General features: G+C 63.2%; 17 protein-coding genes. 8 read left to right on the top strand and 9 right to left on the bottom strand.

Translation table 11 applies throughout. The annotated features are described in order from the left end of the window. A partial coding sequence (gene metE, locus LO50_RS06530) for a 5-methyltetrahydropteroyltriglutamate--homocysteine S-methyltransferase (RefSeq protein ID WP_044314478.1) occupies window positions 1-1,690 on the top strand: 1,690 nt, incomplete at its 5' end. Window positions 1,691-1,738: 48 nt separating this feature from the next. Here the strand turns inward: metE and glpD are convergent. Then, the gene (gene glpD / locus LO50_RS06525; protein WP_044314476.1) at window positions 1,739-3,283 is read right to left on the bottom strand and encodes a glycerol-3-phosphate dehydrogenase; all 1,545 of its coding nucleotides are present in this window, start codon (window positions 3,281-3,283) and stop codon (window positions 1,739-1,741) included. A 72-nt stretch (window positions 3,284-3,355) separates the two neighbouring features. Between glpD and ybaK the strand changes: the two genes are divergently transcribed. Next, window positions 3,356-3,826 (top strand): Cys-tRNA(Pro) deacylase, encoded by a 471-nt coding sequence (gene ybaK, locus LO50_RS06520; RefSeq protein WP_044314475.1) that lies wholly within the window; start codon window positions 3,356-3,358, stop codon window positions 3,824-3,826. Between the two features lie 67 nt (window positions 3,827-3,893). Here ybaK and LO50_RS06515 read toward each other — a convergent pair whose 3' ends face one another. Continuing rightward, complete coding sequence (locus LO50_RS06515) at window positions 3,894-4,418, bottom strand: ankyrin repeat domain-containing protein (protein WP_044314474.1); 525 nt, start codon at window positions 4,416-4,418, stop codon at window positions 3,894-3,896. 240 nt (window positions 4,419-4,658) lie between these two features. On the opposite strand from LO50_RS06515, the gene LO50_RS06510 reads away from it, so the two are divergent. Further along, a complete protein-coding gene (locus LO50_RS06510) occupies window positions 4,659-4,886 on the top strand; it encodes a DUF3820 family protein (RefSeq protein WP_003280237.1) in 228 nt (75 codons plus the stop codon). A 21-nt stretch (window positions 4,887-4,907) separates the two neighbouring features. Here LO50_RS06510 and LO50_RS06505 read toward each other — a convergent pair whose 3' ends face one another. After that, window positions 4,908-5,441: a hypothetical protein gene (locus tag LO50_RS06505; protein ID WP_014821075.1), complete on the bottom strand. Its 534-nt coding sequence runs from the start codon at window positions 5,439-5,441 to the stop codon at window positions 4,908-4,910. Between the two features lie 257 nt (window positions 5,442-5,698). Here LO50_RS06505 and LO50_RS06495 point away from each other — a divergent pair, with 257 nt between their 5' ends. The 3 genes from LO50_RS06495 (at window position 5,699) to LO50_RS06485 (ending at window position 8,641) form a co-directional block, all read left to right on the top strand. Beyond that, a complete protein-coding gene (locus LO50_RS06495; RefSeq protein WP_044314473.1) occupies window positions 5,699-6,349 on the top strand; it encodes a c-type cytochrome in 651 nt (216 codons plus the stop codon). Further along, window positions 6,346-7,266: a c-type cytochrome gene (locus LO50_RS06490; RefSeq protein WP_041014638.1), complete on the top strand. Its 921-nt coding sequence runs from the start codon at window positions 6,346-6,348 to the stop codon at window positions 7,264-7,266. The genes LO50_RS06495 and LO50_RS06490 overlap by 4 nt, the downstream gene beginning before the upstream one ends. 253 nt (window positions 7,267-7,519) lie before the next feature. Continuing rightward, the gene (locus LO50_RS06485) at window positions 7,520-8,641 is read left to right on the top strand and encodes a beta-ketoacyl-ACP synthase III (protein ID WP_041014637.1); all 1,122 of its coding nucleotides are present in this window, start codon (window positions 7,520-7,522) and stop codon (window positions 8,639-8,641) included. 15 nt (window positions 8,642-8,656) lie between these two features. On the opposite strand, the gene LO50_RS06480 is transcribed toward LO50_RS06485, so the two are convergent. From LO50_RS06480 to LO50_RS06460, 5 genes are all read right to left on the bottom strand, one after another. Then, window positions 8,657-9,064, bottom strand: coding sequence for a SufE family protein (locus LO50_RS06480; RefSeq protein ID WP_044314472.1), 408 nt, complete (start codon window positions 9,062-9,064; stop codon window positions 8,657-8,659). Beyond that, window positions 9,061-10,266, bottom strand: a complete 1,206-nt coding sequence (locus LO50_RS06475) for an aminotransferase class V-fold PLP-dependent enzyme (protein WP_041014635.1) — start codon at window positions 10,264-10,266, stop codon at window positions 9,061-9,063. The genes LO50_RS06480 and LO50_RS06475 overlap by 4 nt, the downstream gene beginning before the upstream one ends. Before the next feature lie 74 nt (window positions 10,267-10,340). Continuing rightward, entirely contained in the window at window positions 10,341-11,375 is a 1,035-nt protein-coding gene (gene dapD, locus LO50_RS06470) for a 2,3,4,5-tetrahydropyridine-2,6-dicarboxylate N-succinyltransferase (RefSeq protein WP_023446283.1), read from the bottom strand. 42 nt (window positions 11,376-11,417) lie between these two features. Then, entirely contained in the window at window positions 11,418-11,789 is a 372-nt protein-coding gene (locus tag LO50_RS06465; RefSeq protein ID WP_041014634.1) for an ArsC family reductase, read from the bottom strand. Between the two features lie 128 nt (window positions 11,790-11,917). Beyond that, window positions 11,918-12,247, bottom strand: a complete 330-nt coding sequence (locus tag LO50_RS06460; RefSeq protein WP_041014633.1) for a thioredoxin family protein — start codon at window positions 12,245-12,247, stop codon at window positions 11,918-11,920. Window positions 12,248-12,374: 127 nt separating this feature from the next. Between LO50_RS06460 and LO50_RS06455 the strand changes: the two genes are divergently transcribed. Both LO50_RS06455 and LO50_RS25060 read left to right on the top strand, forming a co-directional pair. Beyond that, window positions 12,375-12,620, top strand: coding sequence for a hypothetical protein (locus tag LO50_RS06455; RefSeq protein WP_014821066.1), 246 nt, complete (start codon window positions 12,375-12,377; stop codon window positions 12,618-12,620). A gap of 14 nt (window positions 12,621-12,634) precedes the next feature. Further along, entirely contained in the window at window positions 12,635-12,796 is a 162-nt protein-coding gene (locus LO50_RS25060) for a hypothetical protein (protein WP_014821065.1), read from the top strand. Between the two features lie 40 nt (window positions 12,797-12,836). Here the strand turns inward: LO50_RS25060 and dapC are convergent, their stop codons facing one another. Continuing rightward, window positions 12,837-14,033, bottom strand: coding sequence for a succinyldiaminopimelate transaminase (gene dapC, locus LO50_RS06450; RefSeq protein ID WP_044314471.1), 1,197 nt, complete (start codon window positions 14,031-14,033; stop codon window positions 12,837-12,839). Window positions 14,034-14,062: the final 29 nt, after the last annotated feature.

Raw genomic sequence — 14,062 nt, 5'->3', positions numbered from 1 at the left:
GTGGGTGCAGATCGACGAGCCGATCCTCGCCCTCGACCTGCCGCAGGACTGGAAGAACGCCTTCGAGCGCGCCTACAACCTGCTGCAGCGCGCCCCGCTGAAGAAGCTGGTCGCCACCTACTTTGGCGGACTGGAGGACAACCTCAGCCTGGCGGCGGCGCTGCCGGTGGACGGCCTGCACATCGATCTGGTGCGTGCGCCGGAGCAGTACCCGCTGATTCTCGATTGGTTGCCGACCTACAAGGTGCTGTCGTTGGGGTTGGTCAATGGGCGCAACGTCTGGCGCTGCGACCTGGAGAAGGCTCTGGAGGTGGCGCGGCATGCCGCCGAGCGGCTGGGTGATCGTCTCTGGCTGGCGCCGTCCTGCTCCCTGCTGCACAGCCCGGTGGACCTCGAGCGGGAAGATCGGCTCGATCATGAGCTGAAAGGCTGGTTGGCCTTTGCCGTACAGAAATGCGCCGAAGTGGCGACCCTGGCCCGAGCCATCAACGAGCCGACGAACGAGGATGTCGCGGTCGAGCTGGCGCGCAGCCGTGCGGTGCAGGCGGCACGTCAGCACTCGCCACGCATCCACAAGCCGCAGGTTCAGGCACGCCTGAATGCCATCCAGCCACAAGACAGCCGGCGCATGTCGGTGTTCGCTGCGCGAATCGAACAGCAGCGCGCGCGGCTCGACCTGCCGGCGTTCCCGACCACGACCATCGGCTCGTTCCCGCAGACGTCGGCTATCCGCCTGGCGCGGCAAGCCTACAAGCAGGGCCGGTTGTCGCTCGGCGATTACACCGAGGCGATGCAGGCCGAGATCCGCCATGCGGTGGCGGTGCAGGAGCAGATCGGCCTGGACGTGCTGGTGCATGGCGAAGCGGAGCGCAACGACATGGTCGAGTATTTCGCCGAGCAGCTCGATGGCTATGCCTTTACCCGGTTCGGCTGGGTACAGAGTTACGGCTCGCGCTGCGTGAAACCGGCGGTGATCTACGGCGACCTCAGCCGCCCGCAGCCGATGACCGTCGACTGGATTCGCTACGCCCAGCAGCAGACCCACCGGGTGATGAAGGGCATGCTCACCGGGCCGGTGACCATGCTGATGTGGTCGTTCGCTCGTGAGGATGTGTCGCGGGAGGTTCAGGCACGGCAGCTGGCGCTGGCGATCCGCGACGAGGTCTGCGACCTGGAAGCCGCCGGCATCCGCATCATCCAGATCGACGAAGCGGCGTTCCGCGAGGGCTTGCCGTTGCGTCGCGCGCAGTGGCAGCACTATCTGGACTGGGCGGTCGAGGCGTTCCGTCTGTGTGCCAGCGGCGTGCGCGACGAGACGCAGATCCACACGCACATGTGCTACAGCGAGTTCAACGACGTCATCGAGTCCATCGCGGCGATGGATGCCGATGTCATCACCATCGAGACCTCGCGTTCGCAGATGGAGCTGCTCGAAGCCTTCCGCGCCTTCGACTATCCCAACGATATCGGCCCGGGGGTCTACGACATCCACTCGCCACGCGTTCCGGATACTGCCGAAATGGTGCAGCTGCTGGAGAAGGCCGCCGAGCGCATCCCGGCCGAGCGGCTGTGGGTCAATCCGGATTGCGGGCTGAAGACCCGCGCCTGGCCGGAGACCGAAGCGGCGCTGGTGAACATGGTGGCGGCTGCCCGTCAGCTGCGTGCCTCGCGCAACGCCAAGGTAGCCTGAGGTCGACGCGGGCGCAGCGCTCCAGTGCGGGCGCTGCGCCGTGGTGCGTCAGCCCTGGGCGACGTGGTCGAAGTGGGTCAGGCGCTCGGCTGTCCGGCTGTCCAGATAACGCTGCAGCAGTGCGACCTCCGCGGGCTGCATGAACAGGCCGAGCTTGGTGCGGCGCCAGAGGATGTCTTCTGCCGTCTGCGCCCATTCCTCGACCATCAGGTAGTCCACCTCGCGCGCGTGCAGGCCGGCGCCAAAACACTCGCCAAGGTCCTGCAGCGAATCGGTGCCCTTGAGCAGCAGCCAGCTGCGGCTGCCGTAGGTGCGTGCCCAGCGCCGGGCGATCGGACCGGGCAGCCATGGATAACTGGCGCAGAGCGCGTGGGCCAGCGCCGATGGCTCGTCCAGATGCTCACCGCCAGGCAGGGCGGCGTCGTGTGTCCAGGGCTGTTTCATTTCGGGAAACAGCGGCGCCAGCTGTGCCAGTGCCGCTTCGGCGAGCTTGCGATAGGTGGTCAGTTTGCCGCCGAATACCGAGAGCAACGGTCCCTCACCAGCGCTATTGCTGAGCGTCAGCGTGTAGTCGCGGGTGATCGCCGAGGGCTGGTCGGACTCGTCATCGCAAAGCGGTCTGACCCCAGCATAGCTGTAGCGGATATCGGTGCGACTCAGTTGATGCTTGAAGTGCGCGTTGACGATGGCCAGCAGGTAGTCGATTTCTTCGTCGGTGATTTGCACCCGCGCCGGGTCGCCGTGGTACTCATGGTTGGTGGTGCCGATCAGGCTGAACTGGCCGAGGTACGGCGTGATGAACACGATGCGCCGGTCCTCGTTCTGCAGGATGTAGGCGTGCTCACCTTCATAGAGTTTCGGCACGATGATATGGCTGCCCTGGATCAGGCGCATGCCGTGCGGGGATGTCTGCCGGAGTTGCTCTTCGATGAACGAGGCCACCCACGGGCCGGTGGCGTTGACCAGGGCGCGCGCGCGGATCGAAAAGCGGCTGCCATCCTCACGTTCCAGATGCAGGTGCCAGAGCGCTTTGCTGCTGCGCGCACTGACGCAGCGAGTGCGGGTGTGGATATGGGCCCCCAGCTCGCGTGCCGCCATGGCATTGAGAACCACCAGCCGGGCGTCATCGACCCAGCAATCGGCGTACTCGAAACCATGGGTGATTTCGTCCTTGAGCGGGCTGTCGGCACCGAAACGCAGACTGCGCGAACCGCCGAGCTTCTCGCGCTTGCCGAGGTGATCGTAAAGAAACAGCCCGGTGCGGATCATCCACGACGGCCGCAGATGCGGGCGGTAGGGCAGCACGAAGCGTAGCGGGGTGATGATGTGCGGCGCCTTGGCCAGCAACACTTCGCGCTCGGCCAAGGCCTCGCGGACCAGGCGCAGTTCGTAATGCTCGAGGTAGCGCAGCCCACCATGCACCAGCTTGCTGCTGGCTGAGGAGGTGTGTTCGCCCAGGTCGCCCTGCTCGCAGAGAAACACCGACAGGCCGCGCCCGGCCGCATCGGCGGCGATACCCGCGCCATTGATGCCGCCGCCCACCACGGCCAGGTCGTAGACTTCCGCGAGCGGTGCAAGAAGAGGATGATTCATGGGCGCTTATAACTACCGATTCTCTGTTGCGTTACGTTACCGCCATTCATCAATCATTAGCACTACAAAGCCATGACACCTGCCATCGACCTGTTGAAAAAAGCCCGAGCCGAACACTCCGTACACAGCTACGAGCACGATCCCAAGTCTGCGTCCTATGGACTGGAGGCGGCGGAAAAGCTTGGGCTGGAGCCCGCGCGGGTATTCAAGACGCTGCTCGCCTGTAGCGAGAAGAACGAGCTGCTGGTCGCCGTGGTGCCCGTCGCCGGCACCCTCGATCTCAAGGCGCTGGCCCAGGCGGCCGGCGTGAAGAAGGTGGAGATGGCCGATCCGATGGCAGCCCAGCGGGCCACCGGTTACCTGGTCGGTGGTATCAGTCCGCTGGGGCAGAAGAAGCGTCTGCGTACCTTTATCGACAGTTCTGCGCAGGCGCAGGCGAGCATCTACGTGAGCGCTGGTCGTCGCGGGCTGGAAGTCGAGCTGTCCCCCGCCGTGCTGGCTGAGCACAGCAAGGCTGTTTTTGCGTCGATCGGGCGCGGCTGATAGCTGATAGCTGCGAGGGTCCGGTCAAGCGAGGTGAAAATTTGCAATGCGCCGAAACATCGGTGCGTCAGCTGGAGACCAGGCTTCGCAACAACGCCTGGGCGTCCTGAGCACCCATCATGGCTGCGGCGACCAGTGCTGTGGCGCCATTGGCGTCGACGGCTTGCGGGTTGGCACCCCGGGCGATCAGGTGTTCGATGATTTCGGTACGGTTGAACATGGCTGCCATCATCAGAGCGGTTTTGCCGTCCTCGCAGGGGCTCTCGACATCGGCGCCGTGCGCCAGCAGCAACTCGATCATGTTCAGGTCGCCCTTGAAGGCTGCGCCCGCCAGCGGCGTATGACCGCGAATATTGCGCAGCTGCGGATCGGCGCCATGCTCGAGCAGCACACGACTGGCTTCGAGGTGGCCGTGGTAGCTGGCGAGCATCAGTAGGCTGTCGCCGGCGTGATTGCGAAGATCGGCTGGCATACCCTGCCTGAGCAGTTCACCAAGGCGCGAGCTGTCGCCGTTGCGAGCGCTGTCGAACACCTGCTCGGCGAAGGCGAGGGTGGCGTCATCCAGTTCTGGCAGTTGTCTGGGCGTTTGCATCGCGGTTCTCCATGGCTGTCAGCAGTTCGCCTGCCGTATCGAGAGCCATTGTGGTTATCGGGCTGGCGATGCGCCAACCAAGGCTTTCTATCCTGCGGATAGGCGCTCTGTATGTGCGCCCAGTCCCAAGCGATGGCCAGCCCGAAGGAATATCGGAACGCCATCGGATCAGGCTCGCGTGTCAGAAGCCGGTGCGGTTGTGGCAGTATTCGACGGCCCGACACTCCGATGCCCGAAGCGATGAAGCCTGAAGATCTCGAACGCCTGGTGACCCAGACGATGCCCTACGGTAAGTACAAGGGCCGGTTGATAGCCGACCTGCCGGGTAATTACCTCAACTGGTTCGCCCGCGTCGGCTTTCCGCCTGGCAGCCTCGGCCAGCTGCTGGAGCTGATGCACGAGATCGACCACAACGGGCTTTCAGCGCTGTTGGAACCCTTGCGCCGCCGCAACGCCTCGCGCGGCTGATCGCCGGCGAAGTGCCTACCGTCACGGTTGCTCGGTTTGCTCGCGCAACACCTCCAGGGCCGGCGCGGCATAGATGCCTACTTCCACCGCCAGCTCCATCAGTCGTGGCACATCGCAGGTGTAGACCAGCACCGCCTGCAGCTCATCGTCCAGCGGCTCGCTGAAGTCCACCAGCACGTAGCCACCTTTCTCCGGATACAGGCTGCTCAGCTGCACCTGAATGCGGTTCAGCGCTGTCAGCGGCTCGGTCTTGGCGAGCTGCTTGGGCTTGAGGACGAAGGTCACGCTGTCGCCGAAGGACGCGACGATCTGTGTGAACAGCTCCTGATAATCATCAGCCTGGAACAAGACCGTCTCCGGCAGGCTGCCGACCACTACCCATTCGCCGAGAGGAATGGGAAAGCTGTCGTCGTAATTGATGTCCGGGTTGGCCTGTAGAAATGCCTGCGGATCGGCGTACGCCTCCGCGGCTTCTGCCGCGACGCGGCCAATTTCGTCGTCGGTCATGCAGCCGGAGCTGATAAGGCTGATCAGTGCGGCAAGTTGGTCTTTCATGTGTGTTCCTGCGCGAGTGAGCACGCAAGGATAACCAAGGTCGTTGTCTCGTGTGCACCGCTGGTTGCGCAGCGGGCCGCTGTGTCTGGTATATGCAAAGCAGTTCTAAGCTTATTCTGTTTCTGGAGGGCCGCCGTGGCGATGTGGTAGCGTCGCTTCTGCGACAAGCTGCCGCACACCATCGATAGAACCCGAGCGTTGGCGAAGACCACGCCGGTGGCGGCAAGCATAACTACAACCGCTGATGAGGCCCTTTCATGAAACTCACTCACTGGCCCCTGGCCGGTGTGGCTGCGTTGTTACTGACGATGCAGGCACAGGCTGCCGATGGGCAAAAAATCTACGCGCAGGGCGGCGCCAACCCTGCGGCGATGGCGTGTGGCACGTGCCACGGTGCCGATGCGATGGGGATGGCGGCGGCCGGCTTTCCACGCCTCGCCGGGATATCCGCCGGATACACGCGCAAGCAGCTCGAGGACTTCCGCTCCGGTGCCAGAAGCAATCCGGTCATGCAGCCAATTGCTGCGGCCTTGAGCGACGAAGAGATGGATGCCGTGGCGGCCATGCTCGAAGCCAGGCCAGCGCCGGTTTTCGCCAGTATCGGTCGGGCGGAAAAGGCGGAAGGTGTGGGGCCGCGCCTTGCCCTTCGTGGTGCCTGGGAACGCAACATTCCCGAGTGCGTGGCCTGCCATGGCCCCGCTGGCATTGGGGTCGGTGAGAGCTTCCCGCCGCTGGCCGGGCAGTCGATGCAATACCTCAGCGCGCAGCTCAATGCCTGGCGTCAGGGTACGCGCAAGAACGATCCGAACGATCTGATGGGTCATATCGCCCGCGCGATGACCGACGACGAAGTGCAGGCCGTCGCCGAGTACTTTGCCGGCCTGGAGCACAAGGGGGGCAGCCAATGAGAACCTACTGGTTAACGATGCTGGCCATGGCGGTCAGCGGTGCGTCGCTGGCGGCCGAGATCAAGATGGACGACCAGTCCCAGCTGACACAGAAAGCTGCCAAGGACGCAGGTGAGAACTTCTTCCAGCCACCGCAGGAAAAGGATCTGCCGGCCAACGCCTATGGCGAGCTGGTGCAGCACGGCCGGGCGATCTTCGTCGACACTCAGAAGTACGCCGCCGAATACGTCGGCAACGGCATGAATTGCACCAACTGCCATCTTGATCAGGGGCGCAAGGCCAACTCAGCGCCGCTGTGGGGCGCGTATCCGATGTATCCGGCTTACCGGAAGAAGAATGACAAGGTCAACAGCTACGCCGAGCGGATACAGGGCTGTTTCCAGTTCAGCATGAACGGCAAGCCGCCGGCAGCCGATAGCCATGTGATCAATGCCCTGACGGCCTATTCCTACTGGCTTTCCACTGGTGCTCCGACAGGCCAGGAGCTGCCGGGGCGGGCCTATCCTGAAGTCCCACAGCCCAAAGGTGGTTTCGATATTGCCAAGGGCAAGCAGATCTATGCCGAGCAGTGCGCGGTCTGTCACAGCGACAACGGCCAGGGCCAGCAGGCGGGTGGCGCGTATGTGTTCCCACCGTTATGGGGTAAGGACTCGTTCAACTGGGGTGCCGGCATGCACCGGATCAACACCGCCGCGGCCTTCATCAAGGAGAGCATGCCGCTGGGCAAGGGTGGTTCGCTCAGCGACGAGGATGCTTGGCACGTGGCCGCATACATGAACAGCCATGAGCGGCCGCAGGACCCGCGTCTGGTCGAAGGCTCGGTAGAAAAGACGCGAGTTCGCTACCACGCCAACGACGGCGTGAATCTCTATGGACAGGAGGTGGATGGCGTCGTACTTGGACAGGGCATCAAATAGGGACTTAAGTACATCATTGAGGACAGAAGAGGGCGCCATTCGGCGCTCTCTTCATTTTCGGACTGAGCGGTCACATTCGGATGTGACAAAAGACTTAATTACCTACCCGTTATAAGCGCAATGTTACGGATTCTTTCAGATTTTCATGCACAATAGCCGCCATAAGAGGCGCTGGAATGATCGTGACTGGCCGAGTCCTGTTGCTGCCGTCCCAACGTCAGAAAACGATCCAAGCCATTCGAGAGGAACGACCGTGTATAACGTCGTCATCAGCGGTACCGGCCTTTATACCCCTGCCAACAGCATTTCCAACGATGAGCTAGTGGAGTCCTTCAACACCTACGTTCATCGCTTCAACAGCGAGAATGCCGCTGCCATCGAGGCCGGCGAGATCCAGCCGCTGCCCGAGTCCAGCTCCGCCTTCATCGAAAAGGCTTCCGGCATCAAGAGCCGCTACGTTACCGACAAGGCCGGCATCCTCGATCCCGAGCGCATGGTTCCGCGCATTCCCGAGCGCAGCAATGACGAGTGGTCGATTCTCTGCGAGATGTCGGTCAAGGCAGCCGAAGAAGCGCTGGCCCGCGCCGGCAAGACCGCTGCGGACATCGACGGCGTGATCGTTGCCTGCTCCAACCTGCAGCGCGCCTATCCGGCAGTCGCCATCGAAGTGCAGGCGGCACTGGGGATCAAGGGTTTCGGCTTCGACATGAACGTGGCGTGCTCGTCGGCCACGTTCGGCATCCAGAACGCGGTCAACAGCATCAAGCTGGGCCAGGCGCGCGCGATCCTGATGGTCAACCCCGAGATCTGTACCGGGCATATGAACTTCCGCGACCGCGACAGCCATTTCATCTTCGGCGACGCCTGCACCGCGGTAATCATCGAGCGCGAAGATCTGGCGACCTCGGCGCAGCAGTGGGACGTCATCAGTACCAAGCTGGTGACCGAGTTTTCCAACAACATCCGCAACAACTTCGGCTTTCTCAACCGTGCTGCCGAAGAACACATGAACGATCCGGACAAGCTGTTCATCCAGGAAGGTCGCAAGGTGTTCAAGGAAGTCTGCCCGATGGTGGCGGAGCTGATCGGTGAGCACCTGGCTGAGAACGACATCGTTGTGGAATCGGTGAAGCGTTTCTGGCTGCATCAGGCCAACCTGAACATGAACCACCTGATCGTGCGCCGCCTGCTGGGCCGCGACGCCACCGAGAAAGAGGCGCCGGTGATCCTCGATACCTACGCCAATACCAGTTCGGCCGGCTCGGTGATCGCCTTCCACAAGCACCAGGACGACCTGCCCAGCGGCAGCCTCGGTGTGCTCAGCTCGTTCGGTGCGGGCTACTCGATCGGCAGCGTGATCCTGCGCAAGCGCTGATTCGCCCTGGCCGGGTCAGCCGGTCAGCTCACACATTCGCTGCAGCACGGCATTCATGCCATTGCTGCGCGAAGGCGACAATTGCCGCGAAAGGCCAAGACGGGCGAACCAGTCGGCCATGTCCACTTCGGCCAGATAGGCAGCTTCCAGGCCGTTGACTCTTGCCAGCAGTACCGCCAGCAGGCCGCGGATGAGCCGGGCATCACTGGCGGCGCGAAAATGCCAGCAGCCGTCCTGTCGTTCGCCGACCAGCCACACGCGACTTTCGCAGCCCGATACCTGATTCGTTTCGCTGCGTTCATCTTCATCCAACGGTGCCAGCCGCTCACCCCATTGCATCAGCAAACGTGCGCGCTGCTCCCAGCCGGGCGCCTGGCTGAATGCCTCCAGCGCTTCGCCAGCGGCTTGCGGCAAGTCGCTCATCGCAGTAACTCCAGGGCCTGATCGAGGGCGCTAAAGAAGCGCTCGAGGTCGGCACTGTCGTTGTACAGCCCGAGCGAGACGCGTGTCGCGCCATCCAGACCAAGGTGTTTCATCAGCGGCATGGCGCAGTGATTGCCGCTGCGTACCGCGATGCCCTGTTCGGTGAGCAGATGCCCCAGGTCGGAATGATGCACGCCTTCGACAACGAAGCTGGCCAGCGCAACCTGCGGCGAGCCGAGCAGGCGAACGCCGTTGCGTGCGGCAAGCCCGGCGAGCAGCTGGTCGTGCAATGCCCGCTCGTGACGCTCGACCGCGGCAACGTCGAGTCCAGCCAGATAGTTCAGCGTGGCGCCGAGACCGATGACGCCGGAGATCGGCGGCGTGCCGGCCTCGAAGCCCAGGGGCGCCGCATGGAACTCGGCGTGTTGATAATCGGCGATGCGCACCATCTCGCCGCCGAACTGCCAGTGACGCAGCTGCAGCAGCGATTCGCCGCGGCCGTACAGTACGCCGACGCCATCCGGCCCGTAGAGCTTATGGCTGGAGAGCACGTAGAAATCGCAACCCAGCGTGGTCATGTCGTGACGGCCGTGCACCACGCCCTGCGCGCCGTCGACGATGGTCAGCGCACCTTGGGTCTTGGCCAGGTGCAGCAGGTCGTCCAGCGGTTGCCAGCCACCCAGCACGTTGGACAGCTGACTCACCGCCAGCAGTCGGGTACGCGGCCCGACCAGCGCGGCAGCTGCGGCCAGGTCGATGCGCCCGGCGGTATCGATCGGTAGCACCTGCAGTCTGGCGTTGCGCCGTTTGGCCAGCTGTTGCCAGGGCAGCAGGTTGGCGTGATGTTCGAGGGCGCTGATGACGATCTCGTCACCGGCTCCGATCAGATGTTCCAGTCCATAGGCGAGCAGATTCAGCGCTTCCGTCGCGCCGCGGGTGAAGAGGATTTCAGTGGGCGAAGCCGCGTTCAGCCATTTCGCCACCTTGATGCGGGAGTCTTCGTAAGCGCGAGTCGCGCGTTCGGCGGGCTGGTGCTGGGCGCGGTGCACATTGGCGGCGCCGCAGGTGTAGTAGCCGCTGAGAGCATCGATCAGTGCCTGCGGCTTCTGTGCCGTGGCGGCGCTGTCGAGATAGGTCTGGCCTTGCGCTTCGAGTATCGCCAGAGCAGGGAAGTCGGCGCGCCAGGGAGAAAACAGGGCCATAAGCGGCAAACCTCCAGCTGCAGGGGATGCGGCAAGGCAGGCGCTCATGGCTCGCAGCTTGCCGCTGCTCCTGCTCAGTTATGCGCGTGCAGCGCCTCGTTCAGCTCGATGGCCGACTTGTGGGTCTTGCACTCCACAGCGCCGGTCTGCGAGTTGCGACGGAACAGCAGGTCGCTCTGACCGGCCAGCTCGCGCGCCTTGACCACTTTGACCAGTTTATCGCCGTCGTCGAGCAGGCTGACCTTGGTGCCGGCGGTGATGTACAGGCCCGACTCCACGGTGTTGCGGTCGCCCAGCGGGATGCCGATGCCGGCATTCGCGCCGATCAGGCAGCCTTCGCCGACGGAGATGACAATGTTGCCGCCACCGGACAGGGTGCCCATGGTCGAGCAGCCGCCGCCGAGGTCCGAACCCTTGCCGACGAACACGCCAGCGGAGACGCGGCCTTCGATCATGCCCGGGCCGGCGGTACCGGCGTTGAAGTTGATGAAGCCTTCGTGCATCACGGTTGTGCCTTCACCCACATAGGCACCGAGGCGAATGCGCGCGCTGTCGGCGATACGCACGCCGGCAGGGACCACGTAATCGGTCATCTTCGGGAACTTGTCCACCGAGAAGACTTCCAGCAGATCGCCCTTCAGGCGTGCTTCCAGCTGGCGCTCGGCCAGTTCGCTCAGGTCCACCGCGCCCTGGTTGGTCCAGGCAACGTTGGGCAGCAGCGGGAAGATGCCGGTCAGGTTCAGACCATGCGGCTTGGCCAGCCGGTGCGAAAGCAGGTGCAGCTTGAGGTAGGCCTCGGGGGTCGAGGTAAGCGGCGCGTCTTCGGCGAGCAGAGTGGCGACCAGTGGGCGCTGGCTTTCGGCCAGGCGGGTCAGCAGCGCGTACTGGGTAGCGTCGAGCGGCTTCAGGGCATCGGCCAGCTGTGCAGCCTGGGTAGTGGTGATGCTGATTGCCTGATTGCCGCCGGCATAGCCGAGCAGCGGGGCGACGGCAGCTACCAGCTCGCCGGCAGGTTGCAGCAGCGGTTGTGCGTAGAAGACTTCCAGCCAGTCGCCTTGGCGGTTCTGGGTGCCAACGCCAAAGGCGAGGCTAAATAGGGTTGCGGACATAGAATTTCCTTTTTGTCGGCCGCGCCGTCTGTTGGGCGGCTATCAGTTCGGCGCTGCCACTTCGGCAGCGTAAAGATCGGGCTTGAAGCCAATCAGGGTCTTACCGCGCAAGTCGAGTACAGGGCGTTTGATCATCGACGGTTGGGCCAACATCAGCTCGATGGCCCGGGCCTGGTCAAGATCGGCCTTTGCAGCGTCTTCCAGCTTGCGGAAGGTGGTGCCTGCACGGTTGAGAACGGTCTGCCAGCCGTGTTCATTGCACCAGGCTTCCAGGTGGGCGCGGTCGATGCCGACGCTCTTGTAGTCGTGGAAGTCGTAGTCCAGTCCGTGTTCGTCGAGCCAGGTACGGGCCTTTTTCATCGTGTCGCAGGCTTTGATTCCGTATAGGCACAACCGCTGATCTGATTCGGACATAAACGACTCTCCAAGGCTCCTGCAAAACTGGACGGCGGATTATGCCACGCCTCGCCGGGCTATGGAGGCGAGCATGCCTTCTCGCCTCGAAGAGCGCGGCGCGGCAGATGGCTCGCGAACTGTCTCTCTCATCCCTTTCCCGTCTCGCCTAGCGCCTGCTCGATCGCCTGCTCGTTCAGCGGGCGCACGACGCGCGCGAGTTCCTGGCCATTCTCCAGCAGGATCAGGGTCGGCCAGAGCTTGACCCGAAACGAGCGTCCCAGCGGGCGGCCCGGGCCGTCCTCGATCTTCAGATGACAAATGCCGCTGCGCTCAGCCAGGGCCTTTGCCAGTAGTGGCTGAGCTGCTCGGCAGTGGCCGCACCAGGCGGTGCCGAACTCCAGCAGCAGCGGCCTCTGCATGGCGTCGACCTCTGTACGGCTGGGCTCGTTTTGTACGTAGTGTTCAGTCATGTTCATGGCAGGTTCTCCGTGTGCCTTCCAACGTTCGAACTTGCCGCCGGGCCGTCGTTCGGCGAGGGCTCTCGACCTTTTACACCGATGGTGTTGTCCATTGATGACAATCGCAACGGTGAGGTGACGAGTAATGGCACGCAAGCATTTCGAGAATTTCGAAGCGATTTCTTCGGCGGTGCCTGCCGAGGATGCGTTCGAAGCGGTTATCGCCATCAAACGGCGCGACAGCGACGAGCATGTACACGTATTCAAGATCGCAGATGGCCGTCGCTACGACCTGGCCTCCGAAGCCGACGCGATTGCCGAGGCAGCTTTGACTAAAGTTATAGAGGTCAGCGACGAAGGCGAGCTGATCTGGGAAGAACACGCCATCTGAACAGGAGGCGTTGTATGAATGATCACGACGAGCATACTGAGCATGCGCCTGAGCCAGTGGATTCCAACCGGCATGAGGAGCATCCGCGGGCAGATATTCCAGAACACATGAAACCGGAAAATCTGGAAAAGCTGCGCGATTACGGCAAGGACATGATCCCGCCAGGCGTGGCTTGAAGCCTCGGACAACCGGGCGGCCGGACCGCCCGGTGCGTTGTCAGAACGTTTCAATGAAGTGGCGAATGCGTTGCGCCGCCTCGATGCATTCGGCCAGCGGCGCAACCAGTGCCATACGCACGCGGCCGACGCCTGGGGACATGCCGTCCACTTCGCGCGACAGGTAGGAACCCGGCACCACGGTGACATGCTCGCGGGCGAACAGCTCGCGGGTGAACTGTTGATCGTCCATCGGCGTTTTCGGCCATAGATAAAAGCCACCATCGGGGCGTTGCACGTCCATGACCGGCGCGAGTATTTCCAGCACGGCATCGAACTTGGCGCGATACAGCTCGCGGTTGGCGCGCACGTGAATCTCGTCGTTCCAGGCAGCGATGCTCGCCAGCTGGGTCTGCACGGGCATGGCGCAGCCATGATAGGTGCGGTAGAGCAGGAAGGACTTGAGGATATCGGCATCACCGGCGACGAAGCCCGAACGCAGCCCCGGCAGGTTCGAGCGCTTCGACAGGCTATGGAACACCACGCAGCGCTTGTAATCGGTGCGACCCAGTGCTGCACAGGCGGTGAGCAGCCCTGCAGGTGGACTAGCCTCGTCGAAGTACAGCTCGCTGTAGCACTCGTCGGCGGCAATGACGAAGTCGTACTGGTCGGCCAGCGCGATCAGCTTTTTTAGCGTCTCCAGCGGCACCAGCGCACCGGTCGGGTTGCCCGGTGAACAGAGGAAGAGAATCTGGCAGCGCTGCCAGACATCCGCCGGCACGGCATCGAAGTCCGGGTTGAAGCCGTTCTGCTCGAGGCATGGCAGGTAATGAGGCGTGGCGCCGGCGAGCAGGGCTGCGCCTTCGTAGATCTGATAGAACGGGTTCGGGCTGACCACCAGACCGTCCGCTGAGCGATCCACCACGGCCTGGGTGAAGGCGAACAGTGCCTCGCGCGTACCGTTGACCGGCAACACGTGCTGCGCCGGGTCCAGTGCATCTGCGGCGAGGCCGAAGCGCCGCTCGCACCAGCGCGCGATGGCTTCGCGCAGCGCCGGAATGCCGAGTGTGGTCGGATAGACCGCCAGCTGATCAAGGTTGTCCGCCAGTGCCTGGGCAACGAAGTCCGGCGAGCGATGCTTCGGCTCGCCAATCGACAGCGCGATGGCACGCTTGTCGGCAGGCGGCTGTGCGCCAGCGAGCAGGCCACGCAGCTTCTCGAAGGGGTATGGGTGCAGCAGATTCAGGGCGTTGTTCATGGATGCAGTTCTTTCAGGATGAGCGCGGC

This window comes from Stutzerimonas stutzeri, from assembly GCF_000935215.1.
GTDB lineage: Bacteria > Pseudomonadota > Gammaproteobacteria > Pseudomonadales > Pseudomonadaceae > Stutzerimonas.
The sequence above is the reverse complement of the archived record's forward strand: the minus strand, read 5'-3'. Positions and strand labels throughout refer to the sequence as shown.

Bases quoted from the DNA above. Each gene is read 5' to 3' on its own strand.
- glpD (WP_044314476.1), bottom strand. From the start codon at position 3,283: ATGAATCATCCTCTTCTTGCACCGCTCGCGGAAGTCTACGACCTGGCC.
- ybaK (WP_044314475.1), top strand. From the start codon at position 3,356: ATGACACCTGCCATCGACCTGTTGAAAAAAGCCCGAGCCGAACACTCC.
- LO50_RS06515 (WP_044314474.1), bottom strand. From the start codon at position 4,418: ATGCAAACGCCCAGACAACTGCCAGAACTGGATGACGCCACCCTCGCC.
- LO50_RS06510 (WP_003280237.1), top strand. From the start codon at position 4,659: ATGAAGCCTGAAGATCTCGAACGCCTGGTGACCCAGACGATGCCCTAC.
- LO50_RS06505 (WP_014821075.1), bottom strand. From the start codon at position 5,441: ATGAAAGACCAACTTGCCGCACTGATCAGCCTTATCAGCTCCGGCTGC.
- LO50_RS06495 (WP_044314473.1), top strand. From the start codon at position 5,699: ATGAAACTCACTCACTGGCCCCTGGCCGGTGTGGCTGCGTTGTTACTG.
- LO50_RS06490 (WP_041014638.1), top strand. From the start codon at position 6,346: ATGAGAACCTACTGGTTAACGATGCTGGCCATGGCGGTCAGCGGTGCG.
- LO50_RS06480 (WP_044314472.1), bottom strand. From the start codon at position 9,064: ATGAGCGACTTGCCGCAAGCCGCTGGCGAAGCGCTGGAGGCATTCAGC.
- LO50_RS06475 (WP_041014635.1), bottom strand. From the start codon at position 10,266: ATGGCCCTGTTTTCTCCCTGGCGCGCCGACTTCCCTGCTCTGGCGATA.
- dapD (WP_023446283.1), bottom strand. From the start codon at position 11,375: ATGTCCGCAACCCTATTTAGCCTCGCCTTTGGCGTTGGCACCCAGAAC.
- LO50_RS06465 (WP_041014634.1), bottom strand. From the start codon at position 11,789: ATGTCCGAATCAGATCAGCGGTTGTGCCTATACGGAATCAAAGCCTGC.
- LO50_RS06460 (WP_041014633.1), bottom strand. From the start codon at position 12,247: ATGAACATGACTGAACACTACGTACAAAACGAGCCCAGCCGTACAGAG.
- LO50_RS06455 (WP_014821066.1), top strand. From the start codon at position 12,375: ATGGCACGCAAGCATTTCGAGAATTTCGAAGCGATTTCTTCGGCGGTG.
- LO50_RS25060 (WP_014821065.1), top strand. From the start codon at position 12,635: ATGAATGATCACGACGAGCATACTGAGCATGCGCCTGAGCCAGTGGAT.
- dapC (WP_044314471.1), bottom strand. From the start codon at position 14,033: ATGAACAACGCCCTGAATCTGCTGCACCCATACCCCTTCGAGAAGCTG.